At 42.0% G+C, this 4550-nt stretch carries 5 protein-coding genes; 2 read left to right on the forward strand and 3 right to left on the reverse strand.

Annotated features, from left to right (window positions below; all coding sequences use genetic code 11):
* Positions 1-228 precede the first annotated feature (228 nt).
* Both JV36_RS0108900 and JV36_RS0108905 read right to left on the reverse strand, forming a co-directional pair.
* Positions 229-1011: a replication initiation protein gene (locus JV36_RS0108900; protein WP_052010111.1), complete on the reverse strand. Its 783-nt coding sequence runs from the start codon at positions 1009-1011 to the stop codon at positions 229-231.
* A 458-nt stretch (positions 1012-1469) separates the two neighbouring features.
* Entirely contained in the window at positions 1470-1772 is a 303-nt protein-coding gene (locus tag JV36_RS0108905; protein ID WP_032095490.1) for a hypothetical protein, read from the reverse strand.
* A 193-nt stretch (positions 1773-1965) separates the two neighbouring features.
* Between JV36_RS0108905 and JV36_RS0108910 the strand changes: the two genes are divergently transcribed.
* Both JV36_RS0108910 and JV36_RS19990 read left to right on the forward strand, forming a co-directional pair.
* Positions 1966-3420: a hypothetical protein gene (locus JV36_RS0108910; RefSeq protein ID WP_032139769.1), complete on the forward strand. Its 1455-nt coding sequence runs from the start codon at positions 1966-1968 to the stop codon at positions 3418-3420.
* Positions 3421-3700: 280 nt separating this feature from the next.
* Complete coding sequence (locus JV36_RS19990; protein ID WP_268746572.1) at positions 3701-3826, forward strand: hypothetical protein; 126 nt, start codon at positions 3701-3703, stop codon at positions 3824-3826.
* 112 nt (positions 3827-3938) lie between these two features.
* On the opposite strand, the gene JV36_RS0108915 is transcribed toward JV36_RS19990, so the two are convergent.
* Positions 3939-4343 carry an MAPEG family protein gene (locus tag JV36_RS0108915; protein ID WP_025254210.1) on the reverse strand — a complete coding sequence of 135 codons (405 nt, stop codon included), beginning with the start codon at positions 4341-4343 and terminating at the stop codon, positions 3939-3941.
* Positions 4344-4550: the final 207 nt, after the last annotated feature.

Below are 4550 nucleotides of genomic sequence, written 5' to 3' on the forward strand. Positions count from 1 at the left end.
TAGTCCAATTTGTGGTACTCTCCCCCAACAACGTAATGCGAGTGACTCACTGGGTCGTTTGCTTTTTTCAGCGGTACACTTACGTTATCGTTGTTTGCTCCGTTCGATCCAGTCTCATTCAGGGCGTTGCCCCCTGAACACAGCGTTGAACGTCTGCTGATTGTCTGTTGCCGACTGTCAGAGCAAGTCTAGACCTTTAACACAAAATGTCAGATTAGATATGAGCCACTACAGCTTAGGGCCGTATTTTTCTTTTAACTCTTGGGTTTTGTCGTCAATCACTATCTTACACTTGGCGTCACTTTTGTGCTCAATATTGTCGCCTAGATTAAGTTTACGCTGATTCTCAAGCTTAAACTTAAACACCAGGTGAGTAACTTTGCGGCCTTTGTTTTTCGTGCTGAATTCAACTAGGAAGTTAGATTTAGTGTTTAATTGCTCGATAGCTGGTTCAACAACATATCGCTTAAGATCCTTGAATGCAGGGTACTTCTCAGGTATTCCAAGTAATTCTTTAAACTCTTGAAGCGATAATATGCGAAAGCCAGTATCTTTATAACGATAAAGAACCTCGTACAATCTTATCGCGTGTGACGTATCAAGCTTAGCAATATTACGTAATTGATAACTCTTAAAGCCATTACGCAGCTGACTAAGACCCAGGTGCACATCTTCGCCCCACTTAAAACTTACGGCGCCTTCGCCTTTGAGCTTTTTCCCCCGTTTCTGTAACCAGACCGCTTCAATTTCCTCATCTTTTTCTTTCCATTTCACGCTCGAATTCCAGAGGCGATCTAGAGAGTTATAAAGATGTTCATAAGCGTGTTGAGCCGGTAACTCCAGAGCCTCAGCGAAATCTTTAGCTGCAATTTTCATTTCTTTGGGCAACGGTTCACGAGGATCCACTTTGCTAATTGCATACAACACAAGCTTATGGGCCATTGGGTTCAGATAGCTGCCCTTTGAATCCAGCAGCCCCAGTGATTTTGTAATCGTCAATTCACAACTCATGGTGGAAAACCTTTTTTTGATTTCTACTTTAATCGAGTATAACCCCTAAAGTGGAATAATCAATTTCTCTTTCCACTTACCCTGTGGATACGACCCCAGATGTTTCCACCATAGACCCCAGATGTTTCCACCATAGACCCCAGATGTTTCCACCATAGACCTCTGAAGGCCACGTATAACAAGGGCTACAGAGGCGCTATTTAACAAGTTATTTAACAAGTTATTTAATATAAGAGCGAAATCTCAAAAAAATCATTTTTTAGTGAAAACAGGATCTAAATTTAGATCCTGCAGAAATGAGAAAAAGCGAAAAGCAAAAGAGCGTTTTGGCAATGTGTGTGTATACAAATGATGTTTAATCAACATCATCAGACACGCTGTGAGCTACTGTATGACGTTTTAACAACCAAACTCATGCAAGTTCACACATAGTAGTTAAAATGGGCGTAGACAATCACTCATGCCTTTTTTTCATAATTAAAGAAAATTTCTAAGTTATTACGCAAGTAATATTGAACATCATCAAGTAATTGAACTGTTCTTACGTTATCAGTTAAGTGATAACACTGAGTATGTTCGTCTTGAAATACTTCTGCGTCGTCAGTTGTAAATCTTATAAGCTCGACACTACCGATCCGGGAAACATCAAAAGGGATATTTGCCCCATCGTTGCCGCTGACTATCAACGTTTGTTTCTTTTGGCCTTCTTCAAAAATCATTATCCACCCCTTAAAGTTTTTTCGATTCGCAAGCTTTTTCATAGCCAAACGCCCCGCAGGGCCGTCGGAGACGCTCTTTCGCTCTTAAAATAAAAAATATATACGTTGCATATAAAATAAACTAAAATGGTAGAGATAGCAAAGTTAGATACGTAACAAACCATTTTGTTACTATCCCACTTTCTCTCCGAGTAAAGATGAGATAGTTTGCAAAATGGCTCTGCGAGGCTGGTTGATGTCTACCGTATTATTCAAAACAATTCGTACACCGCGTTCGCAAGTTAATAAAGCAACAGCTTTGATCAAACATGATCTGTTACTTGATGATGTGAATAAGCGAAAACAGAATCGTAATACTACTGATTCGATTCTTAACACTTACAAATTTCGGGGTGAGTTACTTGAAACTGTTGAGCAAAGAAAATCAGCTTTGCAAGAGATCGAAAAAGTAATCTTTTCAAAAAAGTCAGATCTTGCTCCCGAGTTCGACTTTACTAAATATAGTAAAACTAAAGCAAAAATAAAGCGGTGGTCACAAGCTGAAAACATCGATGACGATGAGAGAGTATTGTTTAAAAAAATACTCTCAGTAATTGATGACAAAGACAGTCATTTCGACACACTTTTTACAATAGAATCGCTCAAAGCGTTGGGTAAAATAAAGCGATACAATGATAAAAGGCGAGCTATCGAGACGATAGGCCAGCTGCACAACGAACGCAAAAGCTTGAGCATAGATGAAAGTTCAAAACTCAACACGGGTATCGAAAGTGTCATTCTCAAAGTGCCAGCGCACAATGAGCAGAAGCTCAGTGGTGCTCAATTAGAAAGTTTGTTAATTCAATTCTACCAAGAGAACTACCCGGACTATCCGATTTTGCTTAGCGTCGTACACCGCGATGAAGGTACTGAACATGCACACCTTACGATTCATGCACAAAATCAAAAGACGCTCAAATATGACTTTGTGCAAAATCAGTATGAGAGCGTGAAAGACTCTATACAAGTCGATACTGAATTACCCGAGCGTTACTCAGATATCGAAAACACTAAGGTTTTAACGGCGGTGGGGGAGGCGATACAAAATAAATTTTATCGCTTTATCAATGAAAATCAGAACATCGTTAAATTTGAGAAAAAGCAGTACATCGATGCTGAAGCAAAAGCAGCGGAACGTGAAATAATAAAACGCGATACATCAAAAAGAATGGCAGATCGTGAATTCAATACTGCAAATTATTACGCTTTGATAAAAAACAAGCTTGAGCAAGAAGCCCTGATGGCAAAAGAGCACACCGAAGAACTTGAACAGCATCAAGTCATGGCTGAAGCAGCACTCGACGTGAAGCTACGTAAATTAAAAGGTGTTGAACAAGACTTATCTAAATCTCAAGAAAGCGTTACAGGTAACGCTAAAACCATTGAGCAACAAGAAAAACGACTTAATAACATTCAGGCCAGTATTCAAAACGCTAAGAATGCGCTTAGAGAACTAATGGTAAATGCTACAAATTACGCACATAGCGTAAAAGAAGAAACGCTCAGGAATATCAAAGCTAATTTTAAGACCCTGCAAAAGTTACCCGGCACTTTTGCCCAGGAAGGGCATCACCAGGCTCGTGAAATGCAACCAACCGACCAGCAAAAACAAGACATTGATAATGCGTATGCTGAAAGATTTAAGCCCTAGACGGAACGCTTAGGTGGATTAGTCGTCACTCAACCTGACACTTTCACAGGTAGAGCTAGACCTAATCTGACAGTCCCTTGTGTACGTATACCGGACATTTGCTCCATGAAAGAATAACAATAGCAATGTGTAATTTGTTAAGAGGCAAGTTGATTTAGACACTCCAATCCGAGGTGGAAGTTTTTCAGCCTTTGAGGTAATAGGCTTCTTTGGGGGGTATTTTTTTATTTTTATTAGTATTTGTAGTTTTACTTTTGCAAATAGCGAAAAGGATATTTCATTGGCTAAAAGTATAGCAAACTTTGCATATAACAAACTGCTCAAGTTCGCAGCAAAAGACGCTGCGGGACAGTTACTCGCTGGCTTCGCCAACAGCACTCGCAACTGCCCTTTAGCAGGGCGTTGATATGATTCCCGCTGTCAATGAGCATGACGATATACCCGCCGACTTCTTTCATTAGCGTTGTGGATCTGACTGGCGCCTGATACCCCATGGTTTCAGGGGCACGTTGGCTTGGTCAGACGATGAGTTGGTAGCAAACCCAGAAAATCATGCCTACCTGAGCGAGGAAAAACGTGGCACGTAACAGCACAAACGTTGGCGCGGTGCTGATGAGGTGTACTAGGCTCTGCCCTACACGCGCGGCTAGGATAAAGGTCGCAAGGCCATCCACAACGGGACTCTTACCCATTAGCGCAGCGATCACCACGACGGCAGCGAAGAGCGGAAAGTTTTCCACGCAGTTGAGATGTGCGCCTTTGACGCGGACCATAAAGGGTGGGTCGCGGTTGACTTCAGCGCGCTCCCAGTCCGCGAAGTTGCGATCCCCGAACAGCGCCATCGGCACGCGGGGAAACGCGTAAGCCAGCATCAGCAGTTGCATCCACACTACGTAAAGCAGCACAGCGATAAAACCGGTCATTGGGCATTCTCCATAGGTTGGATTGAGACAATCCTTACACACTGAGCCCGCTAACAGATGTGAGAATCGTGACTACAGCTTCCAACTTATCATAAAATACGCTTGTGTTGGAAGCGGAACAATCGGGGTTAGTCCAATTTGTGGTACTCTCCCCCAACAACGTAATGCGAGTGACTCACTGGGTCGTTTGCTTTTTTCAGCGGTACA

This window comes from Alteromonas sp. LOR, assembly GCF_000753865.1.
GTDB lineage: Bacteria > Pseudomonadota > Gammaproteobacteria > Enterobacterales > Alteromonadaceae > Alteromonas.